The sequence below is a fragment of the Sphingobium aquiterrae genome (genome assembly GCF_037154135.1).
Lineage (GTDB): Bacteria > Pseudomonadota > Alphaproteobacteria > Sphingomonadales > Sphingomonadaceae > Sphingobium > Sphingobium aquiterrae.
Window position 1 is genome coordinate 64,743 of sequence record NZ_JBANFL010000006.1, and the last position, 21,177, is coordinate 85,919.

Sequence of the window (21,177 nt, forward strand, 5' to 3'; positions counted from 1 at the left end):
TGCCGTGACTTCGAGAAGAACCTACGCGCTCCCGATGACCTTCAATCGCATGGCGCGGGTCTCAAGAAGATAGGTCTCGACCCCGGCGAGGAGATGCAAGCCTTCTTCGCCAATCGCCTTCCGCGAAAGCCCGGGTTGCACGATACGGACATCGAACTCGAAGCGGTGATCCTGCCAGCCCACCTTCAGCTTCTTGATCCCAGCGGCTGAACCCTGTTCGATCCGCGAGCTCTCGCCGCGATCCCGGCGCATCTTCTCGCGCCTCAGCATGTGCTGAAGCATGCGGCCAGGGCGGTCGCGCCACCGGGCCGACTTCTGGGCCTGCCCGCACACCTCATAGAGGTCGCCGAGACGTGCGCCCGGGGTGTCTGTTCCTGAATATTTGCAGTGGTACAAGGTCACGGACACCACGGTGTCGGTGATCCGCAGCGCCACCACGTCAGCGATCTCCCCTTTGCCGTCGTCGTCGAAGATCACGTCATAGGGGTCAGGGTCGGCCATCAGCATCTCGATGACGTTGCGCTGGACCGAATCCGCACGTTTTCCGGTGCCTTGCGATTCGACCCGGATATTGGCCTTCGACCAATCCCATGCCTCGATCCGGGCAGCCGGATAGGGTTCGATCGTCTCGCCCTCGGGCAGGGTGTAGAGATGGCTGTAGATGAGCAGCGAGCCATCGCCGAAATCGATCTGAGGCGAGTCCTCGCCGAAGGATTCCGAGAGGGTCTGAACTTTGCTGCCGACCTTGATGGTGGCCTTGGGACCGGCGCGCTGGGGATAGCGGGCATGACCGTCGCTAAAGACAATCTCGAACTCAGCCGAATGGTCATCGCTGCGCACGGCAAAGCGCAGCGGCCCGGTGCGGGCATTGTCGAGCAACTCAATGTCGCATTCGGCAAACGTCACCGCCACATCGCCGAACGAGATCTCGATCCGCTCCTCGATCTGCGTGATCAGCGATTCCGGCCAGTGGATGGCGACCGGCGGCACGGCCGGCCGCTGGTTGATCTGGCGTGGGCGCATCGCGCTCTTGAAGACGCCGTCGGTGGTAATGCTGGGATCGTTCACCGTGCGACCGACATCCTGGCACCAGTCCACCCAGTCGGTCAGATCATGAACCTTCGCGCTCGACCAGAATTTGCCTTTGGCCGAACAACCACGCGAGGCGGGCATACCGTCTAGGAAACCGGTGGCGAAGATGTTGTTCTTGATCCGCGACTGGGATTTGGCGCTGTCGAGCCCGTCCGCGACGTCCACGCCCATATACATCGAGTAGCGCACGCCGCGCCCTTGATGGTGGGTAAGCCCCAGATTGCGGAGGATGAGGCGCTTGAAACCATGGAGGCTGCGGAACACTTCCTCGCCCTCCACACGGCGCGTCCCATCGCCGCAGACCGCTTTGGCGAGCCGGTCGAACGGCCCCTTGGCCGAGCTGCTGATGTAAAGGAGGCCGGTGGTCCGGTCCCAGTGCATCATATGCAGATCCCAGGTGACATTCACCGCCTGTTGGGCCGAGGTCCAGCGGGCCTGCTCCTCGGCGCGGGTGACGAAGATCGCGACCCGCTTGTGCTGATTGAGCTTCATACCGAGATAGGTGCCGGGGTTGTAGAGTTCCTCGGCGGCGAAGGGATCCCAGGCCTCGCATGACGTCCGGTAAAGGACCGCGTTCATCTTAGGCTCAAGGGTCTGAAGCGGGATGTCGCTCAGGTCGCCGGAGAACCCCTTGAACATCTCGGCACGACGGACTTGACGCTCGATCTTGGCCGAGCTGAGCGCCTCGACCAGCGCGTTCCAATCGGCATCTTCGGCATAGAGCTTGGCCAGCGAGCGATCGACATCATCAACACCGGTGTTGGCAATCACCGTGGCGTCGCCGAGTGTTGGATCCTGGCGCGTGAAACGGCCGACGAACTGGATTGTGACGGCGACGCTCTTGTGATGATCGTGAAGGGCCGCGATCTTCAGTTCGGGGAGGTCGAAGCCTTCGCCTAGCATATCGACGCAGATGATGATCCGGCTCTCGAAGCTGCGTAGCGCAGCCAGGTTGGCACGCCGGTCCTTCAAGGACTGCTGGCTATGGACGATCACCGGCCGATATTCCGGATAGATCGCCGCGTAGAGGGCGTGGAGCTGTTTGGCCCGCTCGATCGTGTTGCAGCGGGCCATCGCCAGATGGTTGAGGCCGGCTTCCAGATCAGCGGCAAGCACGTCGCCGAGCTTGTGAATGATGGCCTGATCGGCGTCGGGTTGATCGAGGCCGAACACGGCCTCGAAGCGGATCGGCTTGAAGTAACCTTCTGCCTGCGCCTTCTTCAGCGGATAGGTGTAGATGAACTCGCCATCTACGCGGCCGCCGTCCTCGCGAAACGGGGTGGCGGTGAACTGAACCACCGGGATCGGCGGATTGCGTTCGACAAAGAGGCCGCGAAAGGCCTTCCAGGTTCGCGCCCCGATATGATGCGCCTCGTCGATGAAGAGCGCCGCGGACCGCTCGGCCATATGCTCCTGCACCGGCGCCTCCGCGCGCCCGGCAATGTGCATGGTCGTCACGACGACGTTGGCGCTATCGAAGATCTGATCGACCTCGGCGATCGATGCCGGGATATGCGCGAGCCGCGTCACGACGGGAAATTGCGCTTCCTCATCGAGACAGGCTTGCCTCTTGAGCACGCCGAACGTCTCGAACTTGGCAGCAATCTGTTCGCGCAGCGCATCGGTCGGGACCACCACCAGCAAGCGGTCGAACCGCTGGCGGGCGTTGAGCGCCAGCATCGTCTCGGTCTTGCCCGTGCCTGTCGGCATCACGATCGTCGCGGGATCTGTCGAGCGGGTAGCGTGCGCAAGCGCTGCATGGAGCGCGCCGATCTGCGGGCGGCGCAGTCCGGGATACGCGGGCTTGCCGTCGGCCGCCGGACGCCCCTCGCGCAAATGCAGCGCGTCGTCCCACGACAGCATCACACCGGCGAGGCGCTCGGCCATTTCCTTCGCGCTCAACTCGGTCGGATCGATCGGCTTCGACCCGACCCAGCGCCCTTCACCGCGCAGCAGCGCTGCCTTGATGTCCCCTGGCGTCTTGGCATCCGGCACGAGCAGGAGAAGATCAGCGTCAAGGGCGGCTGCCGTCTTGGCGCTGATGATTTTCAGTGTCGCGCCGCTTTTCAGTAGAGCCTCAAAGCCGTGAACCCGGCGAACCGTAAAAGGTCGGAGGCGGCATGCGGTTTCGGCCGCAGGCACTGCCTGCTGGCGCACCGCGCTGCCAAGGATCTTGCCTTCGAGCGCCAAGCGGGCGGGCAGAAGAAGCGATACCTCTTCGCTGAACAGATCGTCCTGGTCGGGCTGCTTGGGCGTCGTTCGCTTCAGCATCGCTTCCTTGCCTCCCTGCGCTTCAGGCCGCGACGGCTGCCGGGGTTGGGTTGACGGTGATCACCTGACCGGATGTTACCAGCACGATCAGCCCCCGCTCGGTGCCGGTCATGTCGAGATAAGCGCGAACCTGAGCGCGATAGTGCTCGATCGTCGCCGCGGTCGGCTGCACATCGCTCTTCCAGTCGATCACGACAGAAGGTTTGCCCTGGCCGTCGAAGCCGGTCGCATCGGCGATGCCGACCGTCGCCTGCTCGACCCCCTCGACCTCAACCGCCGCATAGACGGTCAGTTCAGGCACCAGGCTGGGGCGCAGCTCGGCGATTTCAGGCAAGCCTAGCGTCCGCACCACGCAGCCGGCGAGTTCGCCGGGCGTCAGGCCCTGGGCGGGATCGTCCATCACCGGCTTGCCGATTTCCAGGATCAAGGCTCGAGCCCGATCGATCAGCGCCGCCTCACCGGCATCGGTCTCGCCCGTTAGCACTTCTTCGAGTAGCTTGTGGAGGATGAGCCCGCGTTCGCGCCCACCCTGAACGCTCAGCACCGGCCCTTCGTCATCGGGCTGCCCATCATCGGCTGCCGCCCAGATCTCGACCGTCTCGGGCGTCAGCACCGGCCCGGCTTGGCTTTCATCGCGGCTCGGCGCGAGCCAGACGAGGTGATGGCGCTTGTCGAGGATTGCGGCCGCTTCGGCGGCAAAGCCTTCGCGCGTCTGGACGTTGACTGCTTGTGCCGCTGCCGCACCCATCTCTTCGGGCAGGTGCGAGAGATCGAGCGCGGGCAGATCGACCAGCGACAGATCGACCAGCGAAATCCATGCGGACTTGGACTGTGCGGCATCGAGACGCGGCAGCACCAGCAGTTCGCGGGCACGGGTGGCTGCGACATACCAGAGACGGATGCGTTCGCGGTCGAGTTCGGCTTTCTCAGCGTCGAGCACCTCTTCATAGCCCGCCGGCTTCACCCCGAAGACCGGGCAATAGAAGGTGTCGCTATCGCGATCAGTGACGGCGCTATCGGGTGCCTTGATGGCCGTCATCGTATTGATGGGCACGACAATCGGCCATTCCAGCCCCTTGGCCGCGTGCATGGTGTAGAGCGCGACCGCTTCTTCCTGCGCGTCCGGTCGCCCCTCGACCGCACGCGCCTCGTCGGTCGAGGCCGCCGTCATCGTCTCGGCGAAGGCGCGCAGGCCGCGGACCGCGAACGCCGAGGTGAGACTCAGATAGAGATCGACATTGGCAAGCGCGCGCTCGGCCTGACCGCGATGGCGCGCCAGCAGGATGGGCCGCACCCGCAGCGCATCGATCGCCTGAGAAAGAAGCTCGTGCGGCGTCGTGTTATTGGTCTGGCGGTATAGCGCCTGGAGCTTCTCGATCGTCGCGCGGGCCAGCGGATGCGTGATGTCCGCCGGATCGACGCCAAGGTCGAGACGGGGCAGTTTGTCCGGCGCATCCTCGGCACGCGGTAGCGCCCAGATGATATCGAGCAATTGCTCTTCGGTGAGCCCGACGAGCGGCCCGCGCAGCAGTGCGCCCAGCGCCAGCGTATCGCGCCGGTCGGCGAGGACACGGGTGAGCGCGATGAGATCCTGAATTTCCTGGCGGCGGAACAGGCCCTTGCCGGCCTGAGTCGCGACCGGGATGCCATAGCGCTCCAGGGCTTCCTCATAACGCCAAAGGTCGCTGCCGGTGGGCGCGAGCAAGGCAATGTCGCCCGGGCGGCACAGGCGGCCGGCTCCCGAACGGCGGTCAAGGATCATCTCGCTGCCGATGAGCTTCGCGCACATCTGCGCGACGGCTTCGGCCTCGGCATCGCGCTGCTGCTCGGCTGACGCCTTGCCATCCTCGCCGGCGACCGCGACATCCAGCGCCGCAATGCACAGGGCATCGCCGCGATCGGCATGAAAAGGGTCAAGCGCGGTGAAGCCGGGCTGGCCGTCGCTGGAGAGCGGCCCCTCGAACCGCTCGTTCACGAACGTCAGGATCGGAGCGCAGGACCGGAAGTTGGTCGAAATCGACAGGACGCTTTCCTCGTCCTGGGCGATGAACGCATCGCGGGCGCGGACATAGGCCAAGACGTCAGCGCCGCGGAAACGGTAGATCGCCTGCTTGGGATCGCCCACCAGAAAAAGCGCGCCGGGCCGGATGGTGAAACTGGCCCAATCGCCGATCGCTCCGGCCTCCGGCGGTTCACCGCACAGGCGCCAGAAAATTTCGGTCTGGATCGGATCGGTGTCCTGGAACTCGTCGACCAGCACCTTCGAGAAGCGGGCGGCGAGCGCACGGCGCACATCATCATGGTCACGCAGGAGATCGCGCGCCGCGAAGATCAGATCGTCGAAATCGAGCAGCGCGGCGGATCGCTTATAGTCGCGGAAATGATCGAGCACCGGGCGCACCTCACCGATGAGGTCGGCAAGGACGCGGCTCGCGACATTCTGCATGAGCGCCTGCCAGGTTACGCAGCACGCCGAATAGGCAGCTTCCGCTGCGAGATTGAGCCGCTCGCCGTCAGCCTTGGCGAGCCCTTCACGCTTGGCCGCCTCGACCCATTTGCCCTTCTTCCTGAATACGAGGAACGTGCCCTTGCCGGTCAAAAGATCAGGATGCGGCGGCGTGGTCAGTAGACGGACGAGACCGGCAGGCATATCAACGGCCGGCCCGCCTTCAAGGGTATCAGCCATTCCGGCGAAGTGTTCGGCGAAGAGCGCCGTTTCTTCCTCGACGGCCGGCGCGGTGCGGATGAACTCGCCGAAGTCCGCGGTCGCTGCCCGAAACGCGGCGAGATGCGGGGCAAGCGCCTCCGTCCCCGGGGGGGCGACGGTACGTCGCTTGCGCAGATTGTCGACGATCCGGTGGATGAGGCCGACAGTCTCGTCAGGGTTATGGAGCACCATCTCGGCAATGAGACCACCCTCGGCGCCGGAAAGGCGGTCGCGCAGCCAGGCATCGACGATCTCGATAAAAGCGAGATCGGCCTGATTGCGGTCCATGACGCTCGCGCCCGGATCGATATTCGCCTCGACCGGATAGGGCTTGATCAGTCGCTGGCAAAAGCCGTGAATGGTCGAACAGGTGATCTCATCGATATGCGCCGCTGCTGCTTCGAGATACGCCTTGTGCTGCTCGGAAAGCCCATCGGGGAAAGCGATCTTGAGTTCGGTCGGGATCGTGCCCGCAACAAGCTCGCTCACGAAGTCGCGGACACGCACAAGAAGCTCACTTGCGGCCAGTTCGGTGAAAGTCACCGCCGCGATCGACTTCGGGGGCGCGCCTTCCGCCAACATGGCCGCGATCCGGCCCGCCATGACGGCGGTCTTGCCCGATCCTGCACCGGCTTCCACGAGAAGCGACTGGTCATGGTTGCTGATCGCTGTGTGGCGGGCGGCGTCATCCCGCAGTGTATTCAGAGCGGCAGTCATTACTGGGCCTCCCAGACCAGAGCGGCGTCCCCGAGGAGGTCGGTGGCAGCCGGTGTCTTGCGTTTGCAGTAGGTGGCGCCGGCGTTGGCGGGCAGCGCGAAGGCGAGATCGTCGTAAGCCCCGCCAGTGTCCGGCCCAATCAGCGCATGGCCTGCGCTCAAGCTGGTGCTGGCTGACTGGAGATAGCCGGTCAGCTCACCAAGCGTCGCTTCGGGATCGGCGAGCTGAAGGTCGACCTCGGCGCGCGGATAAAGCAGCGAGGCGCTGATCGACATGTCGGCGCCCAGGAGAGCCTTGACCGCGAAGGCATAGAGGCAGCGCTGCAATTCGCGGCCGCCGTCGATGCTGATGTCATCCTTGGGCGGTCGACCAGTTTTATAGTCGCGAACAAGCGCGCGCGTGCCATCGCCCGAGAGATCGAGCCGGTCGATATAGCCTTTGATGGCAAAACCGGTTTCGGAGATCGCGACCGGGGTTGCTGCATCCCATGGGCTGTCGGCGCCGGTCTTGGGCGTAGCGCCGCCAAAGGCGACTTCGCCGTAGGAACGAGCGCCCTCCAGATGCTCACCGCGATATGTGAGCGCGCGTTCTGCAAGTGTGCGGGCATCGTCAAGCGTGCGCCGCCAGATGACCGGCGGCGGGACTGCCCGCTCGCTTTCCCAGACGCCTGCAACATTCGCAGCGGCGGCTTCGATAGCGGCAGTAATCTGGGCATCGCCGGCGTTGGCGAGGCCGCCATTCGCTTCCAGATCCTGAAGCGCAAGGTCGAGGGTCATGTGGACGAGGTCGCCCATCGCCAGCGCGTCGAGCACCAGCGGGTCCGTGCCGCTCTCGGGCATCTGCAAGCGCATTCCATAGCGCCAGACGAAGCCCAGCGGGCTACGCAGGAGCAGCTTCAACGAGCTTGCCGACTGCACCCGTGCGAGGATGTCGAGCAGCAGCGGGTGGTCTGCGCGAACCAGTCCGTCGTGCGGCGTGATTTCCTTGCGATGCCAGTTGCGCCAGGTGGTGAGCGCACTGGCGGCTTGGCTGTCGCCCGCGAACTCATCTGGCCGCGCCATCAGGCGGTCGGTCTCGCTGAAGGCGTGTGCGGGGACGGCGTTACGGCCGATGTAGATTTCTTCCGCGACTGGCCCGAGCAATGCGCTCCGGCCGAGCAGGCGCCCCTCGCTGTCGCGCCGCGCACGCGACAATGTGACCTCAGTCTCGGTTGTCGCCAGGATGGTCTCGAAATCGCGCCGGTCCGCCGCGCCGATCGGCAGCGGATCAAGTTCAGCGGTGGGGATGATATGGTCGGAGATGAGGCGATCTTCGGAGATCCCGCGCGGCCAGCGCGAGGAGTTGAGTCCGATGAGGCGCACATAGCGACGCGGTGATGCCGCAAGCGCGCTCGCGGGCATCCATGCCGGCGACACGCAGGCCTCAAGGCCGTCGTCCTGCTTCAGATTTTCGAGCGTCGCATCGAGCGACACCGAAGGGCCAGCGAGCAGCGCTTTGCGCCAGATCGAGAGCGCACGGCCTGTCAGGAATGCAGCGCCGACCTCGTCGGCTGCCTCATGCCCCTTGGCGAGCAGATCGACGATCCCGCGCAAGGTCGGCGTGTGGTCCTGCTCGTCGGGCCAATCCGCAGCCGTGAGGCGACCGAGCAGCCGATCCCAGGCGCCGAGAGAGGCCAACGGCGCATCGGCGGGCAGCACGCGCAGCCACCCCTGCGGCAACGACTGGAACGGGCCGGTTTCCGATCGGCAAAGAGCCGCGAGCCGGCGCATGCGGGTCTGCGAGAACCCGCGGATCAGAATATCGGCAAGCGCTGCGGCGGCCTGACCGTCGCGGGTGGTGGTGACTTTGATGCCATGGACGAAATGGAGGTCCAAATTGGCATCCGCGCGCAAGGCAAGGAAGTGATCGTCATAGTCGGCGGTCGACGCTGCGGCGATGGCGATATCGGCCGGATCGACGCCCTCTGACACCATGAGCGCGCGCGCCCAGCGGATCGCCTCGACCGCTTCGTGATAGCCGGTGGCTGCGCTGACCATGTGCTGCTCGGGTGCCAGTGCATCCGAGCGGCGAATAGCCACATCGGTGGCGGCAAGCCATTCCGGGACGGGGCGCGGTCCCGCGACCCATGCGACAGGCACATGCGTCGCAAGCGCCGCCAGAAGCGGACGCCAGCTGGGCGAAAGCTCGGTGATACCAACAATCTCAACGGAACCGAGGACCGCCGGGGCATGCGCCAGGCGCTTCAGCGCCGCCGACACCAGGTCAGTGGGGCGCATCATCCCGGGCGCCAGCTGCTCCTGTACGGCCGCTTCGAGGCGCGCAATCGATTCGAGGCGCGGATGCTCATGGGCGCGCGCGGCCAGGTCTATCCCTGAGCGCCAGACCTTGTGGAGCGTATCGGCTGCGGCATCGACCATTCCCGGGAGCAGCTTGATGCCGTCCAGTTCTCCCAGAGGCGTCGCCGGTAAGGCTACCTGGATCGCGGTACGCAGGCTCTCGTCGTCAATGGGCCGCGTGAAGCCGCCAGCCAGCCGGACGGCGAGCTGCTCGAACGAGAGGATCTGCAAGCCGTGGAGCCGCTGCCGGGCGGCGTCGAGGCGCAGTTCGCGCATCGCCAAACGGCCATGTGCGACGATCGTGCGCCGATTAGGATTGGTGCTCACCGCCAACTATCTCCTATTGATTCGCCGGTTCCGCTTGACGCGACTCCACCATGTAGATACAAACTATACGGGCATTGCAGATATGTCCATATAGTTTTTATCCCCTCGTGATGTAAAGGAACGGAACCAGATGACCAGCGAGGGGCCAGCGCTGAAGTGGGGCGTGGAACGCCGCCTCGAGTTCATCGAGTTCCGGCTGTTCTGGGAGGGCGGCGTCAACCGCTCGGACATCATCGAAATGTTCGACGTGTCGGTGCCGCAGGCATCGAAGGATCTGACGCTCTACCAGGAGCGCGCACCGCACAATGCGCTCTATGACAAGAGTGCCCGTCGCTATGTGGCGGGCCCGGATTTCGAGCCCATTTTCCTGAAACCCGATCCCTATGGTTATCTGTCGCGCCTGCGCTCGGTCGCCGAGGGGCTGATCGAACTGGGCGAATCCTGGATTACCCAGGTGCCCGATACCGATATCGCGCTAACACCCCGCCGCGACATCAACGCCAAGGTGCTGCGCACCATATTGGGTGCGGTGCGTGACGTGCGATCGGTCGATATCCACTATCAGTCGATGAGCAGAGATCGGCCCGATCCGATCTGGCGGCGCATTACGCCGCATGCCTTTGGCTATGACGGCTTTCGCTGGCATGTGCGCGGCTACTGTCACATCACCGCCAAGTTCAAAGACTTTCTCCTGCCGCGCATCCTTGATGTAGGCGAGTTGGAAGAGGCTGGTGCGCCGGCCGATCAGGACGCTCTTTGGCAGAAGCGCTTTGGCATCGAGATCGGTCCGCATCCCGACCTCACAGAAAGCCAGAAGGCGGTAGTCGCAAAGGACTATGGGATGGCGGGCGGCTCGGCCGTGCTGACCGTCCGCTACGCGATGCTGTTTTATGTGCTGAAGCGCCTCGGCCTTTTGGGCGACGCCGCCCAGCTACCCGCCCGCAGCCAGCATATCGTGGTGGTCAACAGAGATGAGACTGTCGCGGCCTTGGAAAGGGCGGAGTTCGCGCTGTGATCTTGGGTAAAAGCCCAAAATATCGAAGATACCGAATGTCCTTTGGTGTGGGCGGGCTGATGCTCAATGAGAGCCTAGTGATCGCCCAGGCTTATCGACCCGGCGAGACCTGGGCGTGTGCTCGTGAGCGCTTGCTGGCCCAGGGCGCGTCTTCCTTGCCCAAATTGGCCTCGCAAACCCGCGCGCTTCGCGAAGTGTACGACCGCATAGGTCATCTCTCCGATGCCGAACGCCATTACCTGTCGGCAGAGGCTGACCGCGCCGAGCAGCAGGCGATGATGTGGCTGGCGGTCTGCCGGACCTATCGTTTTGTCCGCGAATTCGCTGTCGAGGTGATCAACGAGCGCTACCAATCCTGGCGGCTTGACCTGGGTCATGAGGTTTTTGACCGCTTTCTCGCGGAGAAAGCGGAGAGTGATCCTGGCCTCGCCGAGCTCTCACCATCAACCTGCGCGAAATTGCGTCAGGTCTTGTTTCGGATTTTGCGTGAAGCCGGTTTGAGAAGTGTCGAGGGCAGAATTCAGCCGATTTGGTTGTCGGGGCGCATAAAGCGGCTGATTGAGGAAAGTAATCCGGCGGATTTGCGAATCTTTCCCGGAAATGGGGGGTGATTGTGAGCACAAGAACCGATCGGCGCGCCCGCGCCGAGCATCTATTCAGGGTAGTTTCCAGTGAACGGTTCTTGCAAAAGCAAGGGCTGGGCAACGAGGTTCCCTTTTTCATCTGCGCATTTGATGCCGAAGACGGGCTGAGCCTGGGCGAGGATCGCGAGGATCTGATCGCCCGGTTGGGGCATGCCGGTGTGCGAGTGCTTGATATCGACCTCTATGCCCTTTCCCTCAGTATCCTCGAGGGCCGGGGCATATTTGAGCAGATTCTTGAGGTTGAAGCCGAGACCGAAAAGTCGGAGCTCAAGGAGCTGTTGCAAGGGGTTCTGGACCCGCAGGCACATCTCATTCCGGAGATCGCGCGGCGAATTGAAGAAGCCCCACACGATGTGATCTTCCTGTCAGGCGTTGGTGAGGTTTACCCCTACCTGCGATCGCACAACGTGCTCAACAACTTGCAAAGCACCGCGAAGGACCGGCCGACGGTCATGTTCTTTCCGGGAAAATACACCCATGCGTTGGCGACCGGGGCATCGCTGGAATTGTTCGGCGTGTTGCACGACGACAAATACTACCGCGCGTTCAATATCATGAATTACGAGGTCTGACCGATGGCTACTCTCCTGCGTGATATCTTTGCCAAACCGGTCGACCGTTCGATCGACGGGGTAATCAAGGCTGATGACAAGGAAAGCCTCCTGACCGAGCTCGATGAATATGTCATCACCAACGAGATCGGCGCCCGACTGGAGCAATTCCTCGACGCCTACAACAATTACGATACCGCGAACGGGGTGTGGATTTCCGGCTTCTTCGGATCGGGGAAATCTCACCTGCTGAAAATGCTCGCTCTTCTTCTGGAGAACGACGAGGTCGAGGGGCAACGCGCCATCGAAATCTTTGAGCGCAAGCTCGCGGGCAATCCGATGCTGGCGGGGGCCTTGCGCAAGGCGGTGTCGATTCCATCCCGGTCGGTATTGTTCAATATCGACCAAAAGGCGGATGTGATCTCGAAGACGGATGTCGATGCACTTCTGGCGGTCTTCCAGAAGGTCTTTGACGAGATGTGCGGCTATTATGGCAAGCTCCCGCATATCGCGCAGTTCGAGCGTGATCTGGACAGCCGCGGCAAACTTGATGCCTTCAAGGCGGCCTTCATGCGGTCTTCTGGCAAGCCTTGGGAGCGTGGGCGTGAGCAGGCGCTGATGGAAGGCAAGCACATTGCTGCGGCGTTCGCGGAGGTCACGGGCGATGAGGTCAAGGATATTCTTGGCCAGTATCGCAAGGATACGAAGGTCTCGATCGAAGATTTTGCCAATATGGTGAAGTCGTGGATCGATGCGCAGGGACCGAAGTTCCGGCTGAACTTCTTCGTCGATGAGGTGGGGCAGTATATCGCCGACAACGTCAAACTGATGACGAACCTGCAGACCATTGCCGAAAGTCTGAACACCAAGTGCAACGGGCAGGCCTGGATTGTTGTCACCGCCCAGCAGGACATGGGTTCGGTCATCGGCGATTTGACGGCGCAGCAGGAGAATGATTTTTCGAAAATCCAGGCGCGCTTCGCCAACCGAATGCCGCTGAACTCTCAGGATGTGGCCGAAGTCATCCAGCGCCGTCTGCTGGCCAAGACCGAGGCTGGCCAGATTACCCTTGGCAATCTTTATGATGCTGAGGAGAACAACCTGCGTACTTTGTTCGATTTTGGCGATAATTCCTTCAAGTTCAGGAATTTCTCCGGAAAAGAACAGTTCGTCGCGAGCTATCCGTTCCCGAACTACCAGTATGATCTGTTCCAGCGTGCGATCATGGGCCTCTCCCAGCATAACGCGTTTGAGGGCAAGCACAGCTCGGTCGGCGAACGCTCGATGCTGGGGGTGTTTCAGGAAGTGGCTAAACGGCTGGCGGATACGCCGGTCGGAGGCCTTGCGACCTTTGATCTCATGTTCGAGGGGATCCGTACCGCCCTGAAATCATCGGTTCAGCAGTCGATCCAACTGGCCGAAAAGAACCTTGGCGATGATTTCGCCGTGCGGGTTCTGAAAGTGCTGTTCCTTGTGAAATACGTCAAGGAATTCAAACCGACCGCTCGCAACATATCGATCCTCCTGCTTTCCCGGTTCGAGGCGGACCAGACCGAGCAGCGCCGCAATATCGAAGAGGCTTTGTCGCTTCTGGAACGCCAGACGCTGATCCAGCGCAATGGTGAAGTTTATGAATTCCTCACCAATGAAGAAAAGGACGTCGAGGCCGAGATCAAGGCAATTGCCGTCGATCCCGCCGAGATCGAGCGGCAGCTCGACGAGCTGGCGTTCGGCGCGATCCTCCGTCACGGCAAGATCAAGCATGCTGGCACGGGTGTGGACTATGCTTTCACCCGCAAGCTCGACGGGCACAGCCTGAACCGGGAGCATGAGCTTTCGGTGAATATCGTCTCGCCCTTCAGCGACGATTCCGACACGCCGGATGTGGTTCGTTCGAACAGCATGGCAAGCGATGAGATGGTTGTCCTGCTTGGACGTGATGTGCGCTTCACGCGCGATCTCGTCCTCTGGCTCCAGACCGTAAAATTTGCCCGTCAGGTCACAAGCGGCGATGCCCAGCCCGGCCGCGATCGCATCATTGCGGAAAAGCGTGACCAGAATACGCGGCGTGAAAAGGAGCTGGTACAGAGACTGCGCGGTCTGATCGCGGAGGCTCGCCTTTTCGTGCGCGGGGCCGAGCTGGAAATCGGCGGCGAAGACCCGCAAGAACGGCTGATCAAAGGTTTCCAGGTGCTGGTGGACAAGGTCTATACCAACCTGCCTGTCCTGCGCGGCGCTACTTACACCGAAGCCGATCTTGGGCGCGCCGGCCGTGTCGATGGCGGGCTTTTCGGCGGCGAAGGCAGCGGTCTGACCGAAGCCGAGCAGGACGTGCTGAATCATGCTCAGGCCCAGATGCGTCTTGGGACGCGGGTCTCGGTCAAGGCTTTGGTCGAGAAGTTTGGAGCCAAACCTTATGGCTGGCCGTCCATTGCGGTGCTGTGTCTGACTGCGAGTCTTGTTGCGCGCGGCAAGCTTGAGGCTCGGGCTGACAGCTCTCTGCTGGAAGGGGATGCCCTCGTGCCGCAGCTGCGCAACAGCCATGCCCTTGGCAATATTCTGCTCTCCCCGCAGATCGAATTCACCGCAGCTCAGATCCGTAAATCGCGCGAGCTGTTTCAGGCACTGTTCGATCTGCCCGCCTCGGGCAATGACGCCCGCAGTCTCGGGGCGGAATGGCAGGCGCAGTTGCGCAAGCTGACCAGCGAACTGGAAGGTCTTGGCCAGCAGTCGACCGGCTACCCCTTTATCGCCGCCCTCGATCCGCTGCGGACTCTGCTCGACAGCATGCGCGATCAGCCGGCGACATGGTTCATTACCGGCTCGGTGGGCCAGGAAGATCAGCTGCTGGATGCCAAGGAGGATATCCTCGACAAGGTCCGCAGCTTCATGTCCGGACCGCAGAAGGGCATCTATGATGAGGTGCGTGCTTTTCTGACCGTGCAGGACCAGAACCTTACCTTTGCCGAAGATTCTGCCGCCAACACATTACGCCGGGTTCTTGCCGATCCGCAGTGCTTCAAGGGCACCGCGATTCAGGAACTGAAGGCGGATTTCTACGCCCTGAAAGAACGCATCGAACAAACGGTTCTGGCTGAGCGCAACGCCGTCATCGCGGCGATTGACGAGGTGGCCGAGAAAATCGCCCAGACCTCGGAGTTCCGCGCGCTACCGCCAGAGCAGCAGACGGGTATCCGCGATGGGCTTACTGCGCAGAAATCCGGCGTTGCTTCGCAAACCCTGTTCCCGGCCTTGCGTCATCAGGCGACCGAGGTGCGTTCCAACCTTCTGGCCGATACGCTGACCCGGATCGCCGAACTGACGCCTGCACCAGCGCCGGCTCCCGCGCCCCAGCCCGAACCTGTCGGTGACGTGGCCGAAGCCCCGGCTGTGTCATATGTGCCGCCGGCACCGGCAAAGCCCCAATATATCAAGGCCCAGTCGATCACCGTCTCCTTCGCGAAAACCTATCTCGAAGATGAGGACGATGTGACCCGCTACCTTGATGAGATGAAAAAGACCCTGCTGGCCGCAATCGGCGCGGGCAAGAAAGTGATTGTCTGATGGATACCAATGCGCTGAAGAAATTTGCGCAAAGCGCACGCAATCTGCTGATCGATCAGGTCACTGCCCGGCTGGACATGGTGCTGAACGAAGGCGCTGCCGCTCGCCGTGAACACCCCAAGGCGATCGCAAAGTTGGAGGCCGCAGCCAACAGCAACCGTGGCCAAGTGATCGAGCAGGCGGCCTACACATGGTTCAACCGCTTCACCGCGCTGCGCTTCATGGATGTGACGGGCCTGACCAACCCGCGTGTTGTTTCGCTCGCCGATGGCGCCACCCGGCCCGAGATCCTGGCCGAGGCGATGGCCGGCAACCTGCCGGATCGCGCCCGGCCCGAGATCGCCGAATATCTGAACGGCACCCGCCCGGCTCATGACGGGCAGGCGGAAGCTTATCGGCTGCTGCTGATCCATGCCTGCAACGAATGGCACGGCGCGATGCCCTATATGTTCGAGCGCGCCGATATGCTCGACCGGGCCGAGGATTATACCGAACTGCTGATGCCCGACGATCTTCTGTCGCCGGACAGCATCCTGGCCCGCCTGCGCGAGGTGATGACGGAAGATGCCTGCCAGGATGTCGAGATCATCGGCTGGCTCTATCAGTTCTATATCAGCGAAAAGAAGGATCAGGTCTTTGCCGGGCTGAAGAAGAACCAGAAGATCACGGCGGAGAATATCCCCGCCGCGACGCAGCTGTTCACCCCGCATTGGATCGTCCGCTATCTGGTAGAAAACTCGCTGGGGCGGCTGTGGCTGCTCAATCGCCCGCAATCGAAGCTGGCGGCGAAGATGGAGTATTACATAGCGCCGGAAGAACCAGAGACGGATTTCCTGAAGATCACCCGACCTGAAGAGATCCGCATCTGCGATCCGGCCTGCGGCTCTGGCCATATGCTGACCTATGCGTTTGACCTGCTCTTTGAGATTTATGCCGAGGAAGGCCATGACGCGGCCGAGATTCCCGGCCTGATCCTGAAGCACAACCTGACCGGCATCGAGATTGACGACCGCGCCGGGGCGCTCGCGGCCTTTGCGCTGTCGATGAAGGCGGCGGCAAAGCTGGGGCGGCGGCGGTTCCTGCGGATGGCGGTGACGCCGGACATCTGCGTGTTGTCCGATGTGGCCTTCACGCCGGCCGAGATGCAGGACGTGGCCGCCGTGGTGGGCAAGGATCTGTTCACCGACGAGCTACGCGAGACGTTGGGGCAGTTCGACCAGGCCAAGAACTTCGGCTCGCTGATCGTGCCGAAACTGCGCGACCCGGCCGAGACGCTGCGGATGGTGGAGGCGCGGGACTTCGGCAGCGATCTGCTGCTGAAGGAGGTGCAGGAGCGTGTCGTGGCCGTGCTGCGAATGGCTGAGGCGCTGTCGCCAAAGTATCATGTGGTGGTGGCTAACCCGCCGTATATGAGTGTTGGCGGCATGAATGCAGCCATGAAGGCATGGGCGGAAGAATCGTATCCCAACAGCTTTTCTGATGCTTTTTCGATGTTCATCGAACGGACCGGAGCACTGAATTGTCAGTCCGGGTTCTCCGGTATGGTGACAATGCAGAATTGGATGTTCCTGTCATCTTTCGAAATGCTTCGCGATAACTTGCTGGCGGAGCGAACTTTGCGTAGCCTGTGTCAGATTGGTTATAACAGCTTCCCAGAAATGAACTCAAAGGTCGCTCAGGCGTCAGCCTTTGTGATTGAAAAACAGAAAAACGCTGGTAGCGGCATCTTTTTCAACCTTAATGATGCACCACAATCTGCAGATAAGCGGCTTGTATTTCTTGAGAAGCGAAGAACGTCGGAATACTACGCACCGATCCCAGATGATTTCCGAAACATTCCTGGAAGCCCTCTCGCATATTGGGCCAGTGATGGCGTTTATGCAGCGTTCAAGAGCAGCCAGCTCCTCTCCGCATATGCGTCAGTCGGAAAGGGACTTGATACAGGCGATAATGAGCGTTTTTTGAGATTTTGGTTCGAAGTGGAGCAATCCCCAAAACGTTGGGTGCCCTGCCAGAAAGGTGGCCCATTTCGAAAATGGTTTGGCAACAACGACATCGTGATCGATTGGGCGAATAACGGCACCGCATTGCGCAACTTTCCCAAGGCAAATCTCCGGAACGCCCAAAATTATCTCCGCCCTGGAATCTCATGGACAAGGGTTTCTAGCGCTCCCCCTGCATTTCGGGCCTTTGATGCAGGGCAGATTTTTGAATCGACCGGTCCATGCGTCTTTTCCGAAGACATACCTGAACCAGTGGCGCTTGGACTGCTGAATAGCAACTTCACGAGGCTTGTGCTGGGGATGCTAGCGCCCTCTTTGGACTTCCAAAGCGGGCACGTGTCCAAGGTTCCGGTGCCAAGTTCCTCAAAGACGCTGGATCAGCAACCGGCAACGGCTTGTGTTTCACTTTCCCGCGCCGACTGGGATGCCTACGAAACCTCTTGGGAATTCACAGCGCTCCCGCTGCTCTCGCCCGAGCATCGCGGCGGGACGCTGGCGGACAGCTACGCCACCCTTCGCGCCCAGTGGCAGGGCATGACCGATGAGATGCAGCGGCTGGAGGAAGAGAATAACCGCATTTTCATCAACGCCTATGGTTTGCAAGATGAGCTGACTGCTGAAGTGCCGATCGAGGAAATCACCCTCACCTGCAACCCGGCCTATCGCTATGGCGTGAAAGCCTCGGAAGAGGAGCGCGAGGCGCGGCTGCGCGAGGAGACGGTGGCCGAATTCCTCCACTATGCCGTGGGCTGCATGTTCGGGCGCTACAGCCTCGACGCGCCAGGCCTGATCCTCGCCAATCAGGGCGAGGGGGTGGAGGAATATCTGGCCCGCGTGCCGGAACCGAGTTTCGCCCCCGACCGCGACAATGTCATTCCAGTGCTGGATGCCGACTGGTTCGCCGATGACATCGTCACCCGCACCCGCGCCTTCCTGCGCGTGACCTTTGGCGAAGCGAAGTTCCGCGAAAACCTCGCCTTCATCGAAAAGGCGCTCGGCAAGGATCTGCGCAAGTGGTTCACCAAGGATTTCTTCGACTATCATGTGCGCCGCTATAAAAAGCGCCCGATCTACTGGATGTTCTCCAGCCCCAAGGGCAGCTTCAATGCGCTGATCTATATGCACCGCTATCGGCCCGACACCGTCTCGGTCGTGCTGAACCAGTATCTGCGCGAGTTCATCCACAAGCTGGAAGTCGAACGCGCCCGGCTGGAAAAGCTAGCCATGGATCCTACAGCCACGCCCGCCAAGCAAACAAAGGCGCAGAAGGAAACAGCCACGGTCATCAAGCAGATCGCCGAGCTGACCGAATGGGAACGCGATGTCGTCTATCCGATGGCGCAGCAGAAGATCGCCATTGATCTCGATGACGGGGTGAAGCGCAACTATCCGCTGTTCGCCGGCGCGCTGAAGCCGATCAAGGGGCTGGAGGCGGCGGATGACTGACCGCATCGCCGCTGGCCTGATGCGGCTTTATGAGGATCAGGGGCACCGCATCGTCTTCTGGTATGACGCCGCCCGCGATTTGCGCGCGGCGTTTGATGCGGTTGACCTGCCCGGCGTGACCAAGGTCGAGATCGCCAACAACGAATTCGGGTTGAAATACCGTATGCTGCGGCAGGAGCCGAAGGCGCGGTTCCTGCTCTATAAGGATGGTCCCGAGCCGCCGATGGCTGAGAACTGGTTGCTGGACGTGCAACTGGCCACAGCCGTCTTTCGCGCCGATCAGGCGGCGATCTGGGTGGCGGATCTCGGCATTCCGGCGAAATATGAAGCCGCCGTGCGCGACCACGCCGAGTTCTACCGTTCCGGCAAGCGGCTGGAAGCGCTGCGCGCGATCGAGCGCGAGCGTCCGTCGCAAAGCGCGAACGATGTCCGCCGCAAGATGCTGGCAGTCTGCGCCGGGGCGGATGGCGATCTGGATACGGTGGTCGAGGCGTTGCTGGCCGAACTGGCCGAAGACCATGATGATGCCCTGCGGCTCATCGATCGGGTCGGGCTGGCGGCGTTCTTCTGGAAAGAGGTTTCGGCGCGCTATGACTATGCCACTGCCGAGCAGGATCTTCAGGATTTCGCCATCACCCTGTTTTCCAGCGCCTGGGCGCGCGCCATGGGGGAGGCTGCCGCCCTGAACACGGATGCTGCGCTGATGTTTCGCCGCTGGAGCGCTTCGCGCCGGTGGGGTGAGGCGTTCGAGAAACTCTCGGGCGACTATCAGGATGTGCTCAAGATCAGGGATGATCTGGCATCCCGCGACTTCCGCAAGCTGATGCCGCATGACCATTTCGAGGAAGTGGACCGACGGATCGTTGTCGCCATCGTCGAGGGGCTGGCCCAGCAGAGCCTGGCCGCGACAGATGTGCTGAAATGGGTGCGCGATCGCCGCCAGAGCCATTGGTATGGCCGTTACGCGGATGTCTATCAGGCGATTGGTTATGCGACCGAGTTCCAGCAGGCCCTGGCCGAGGCCGACCTGACGATGACCAGTTTGTCCGATGGCGTGAAGCGCTATTCCGCAAGCTGGTTCCGTTTGGACCAGCTATATCGCAAGTTCATCTATCACATGCAGCAAAGCGGGCAGTCAGGACTGTTGTCCGCGCTCTACGAGGCAGTCGAGAACCGCTACACCACGAATTTCGTGCTGAAGCTGAACGACGCCTGGCAGGATCAGGTCGCCCGCCTGACCGATTGGGCGGTTCCAGGCTTTCCACGTCAGGGGGATTTCTACCGGGAACAGGCCGCTGAATACCGACGCAAGGATCAGAAGGTCGTCGTCATCATCTCGGATGCGCTGCGCTATGAGGTGGCCGAAGAGGCGCTGCGCGAGATCCGCAAGCTTAATCGGTTTGATGCCGAGCTGAAGCCGATGATCGGGGCCTTGCCCAGCTATACCCAGCTCGGCATGGCGGCACTCTTGCCGCATCGGCAACTGGCGATCCGCGATGACAATGATCTGGTGCTGCTGGACGGCGAAAGCACCATGGGTGCGGCCGCCCGTGAAAAGGCTCTGGCTGCGGGCCGGGCAGGGGACCGGGTAAAGGTTCTGGCGACGAAGGATTTCATGAATCTGGGATCATCGGAGGGCAAAGACCTCTTCCGAGATCATGATGTCCTCTATCTGTATCACAACCAGATCGACGCGATTGGCGATAAGCTCACCACCGAGGAAAATGTCCCCGCTGCGGCAGAGACTGCCATCGAGGATCTGGTGAAGCTGGTGCGGAAGCTGACCTCGGCCAACTTCTCGAACATCCTGATCACCGCCGATCACGGCTTCTTGTGGCAACACAAGGCTCTGGAAGAGAGCGGCTTCGCGCTGAGCGAGCCGGAAGGCGAGGTCGTTACACGAAACCGGCGCTTCGTCATCGGTCGAGGCCTTAACAGCAGTGGCGGCATGAAGAAGTTCTCTGCCGCACAGCTTGGGCTGGAAGGTGAGCAGGACATTCTGATCCCGAACTCGATCAACCGCCTGCGGGTCAAAGGATCAGGCAGCCGCTTTGTCCATGGCGGGGCGAGCCTGCAGGAGATCGTCCTACCGGTCCTGCGTGTCGGCAAGCAGCGTAAGGAGGATGTCGGACAGGTTTCGGTGCAGATCATTCCGCCACCCCGTGCTCAGATCACCACGGGCCAGATCCAGGTCACCTTCTATCAGGCAGAGCCAGTGACCGACAAGCAGCAGCCCCGGCAGGTGCATGCAGCCATCTTTGCTGACGATGGAGCACTCATCTCTGACGAAGCCGAGTTGGAATTCGATTTCACGTCTGAGAACCCGCGTGAGCGCGAGCTGTCGCGGAGCTTCCTGCTGTCCAAGGCGGCAGACGCCTATAACAATCAGACAGTCTTCCTGAAGCTGCGAACGCGCATCGGCAAGACCAGCCATTTCGAAGATCACGCTTCGCAGCCGCTGCTGCTGAAACGCGGGATCAGTACAGATTTCGATTTCTGAGGTG

The 21,177-nt window shown here is 61.7% G+C and carries 9 protein-coding genes; 6 read left to right on the forward strand and 3 right to left on the reverse strand.

Annotated features, from left to right (window positions below; genetic code table 11):
* Positions 1-21: 21 nt before the first annotated feature.
* The 3 genes from WFP78_RS08005 to WFP78_RS08015 are packed head-to-tail and all read right to left on the reverse strand — an operon-like array spanning position 22 to position 9,450.
* Positions 22-3,363 carry a DEAD/DEAH box helicase gene (locus WFP78_RS08005; protein WP_336960457.1) on the reverse strand — a complete coding sequence of 1,114 codons (3,342 nt, stop codon included), beginning with the start codon at positions 3,361-3,363 and terminating at the stop codon, positions 22-24.
* Between the two features lie 22 nt (positions 3,364-3,385).
* Positions 3,386-6,787 (reverse strand): UvrD-helicase domain-containing protein, encoded by a 3,402-nt coding sequence (locus WFP78_RS08010; protein ID WP_336960459.1) that lies wholly within the window; start codon positions 6,785-6,787, stop codon positions 3,386-3,388.
* Positions 6,787-9,450, reverse strand: a complete 2,664-nt coding sequence (locus WFP78_RS08015) for a PD-(D/E)XK nuclease family protein (protein WP_336960461.1) — start codon at positions 9,448-9,450, stop codon at positions 6,787-6,789. The genes WFP78_RS08010 and WFP78_RS08015 overlap by 1 nt, the downstream gene beginning before the upstream one ends.
* A 130-nt stretch (positions 9,451-9,580) precedes the next feature.
* Here WFP78_RS08015 and WFP78_RS08020 point away from each other — a divergent pair, with 130 nt between their 5' ends.
* From WFP78_RS08020 to pglZ, 6 genes are read left to right on the forward strand one after another with little or no spacing between them, the layout of a single operon-like run.
* Positions 9,581-10,465 (forward strand): WYL domain-containing protein, encoded by an 885-nt coding sequence (locus tag WFP78_RS08020; protein ID WP_336960463.1) that lies wholly within the window; start codon positions 9,581-9,583, stop codon positions 10,463-10,465.
* A gap of 35 nt (positions 10,466-10,500) precedes the next feature.
* Entirely contained in the window at positions 10,501-11,076 is a 576-nt protein-coding gene (locus tag WFP78_RS08025; protein ID WP_336960465.1) for a DUF1819 family protein, read from the forward strand.
* Positions 11,077-11,078: 2 nt separating this feature from the next.
* The gene (locus tag WFP78_RS08030) at positions 11,079-11,681 is read left to right on the forward strand and encodes a DUF1788 domain-containing protein (RefSeq protein ID WP_336960467.1); all 603 of its coding nucleotides are present in this window, start codon (positions 11,079-11,081) and stop codon (positions 11,679-11,681) included.
* 3 nt (positions 11,682-11,684) lie between these two features.
* The gene (brxC, locus tag WFP78_RS08035; RefSeq protein WP_336960469.1) at positions 11,685-15,224 is read left to right on the forward strand and encodes a BREX system P-loop protein BrxC; all 3,540 of its coding nucleotides are present in this window, start codon (positions 11,685-11,687) and stop codon (positions 15,222-15,224) included.
* Entirely contained in the window at positions 15,224-18,673 is a 3,450-nt protein-coding gene (gene pglX / locus WFP78_RS08040; RefSeq protein WP_336960471.1) for a BREX-1 system adenine-specific DNA-methyltransferase PglX, read from the forward strand. Before brxC ends, pglX begins: the two co-directional genes overlap by 1 nt.
* The gene (gene pglZ / locus WFP78_RS08045; protein WP_336960473.1) at positions 18,666-21,173 is read left to right on the forward strand and encodes a BREX-1 system phosphatase PglZ type A; all 2,508 of its coding nucleotides are present in this window, start codon (positions 18,666-18,668) and stop codon (positions 21,171-21,173) included. Before pglX ends, pglZ begins: the two co-directional genes overlap by 8 nt.
* Positions 21,174-21,177: the final 4 nt, after the last annotated feature.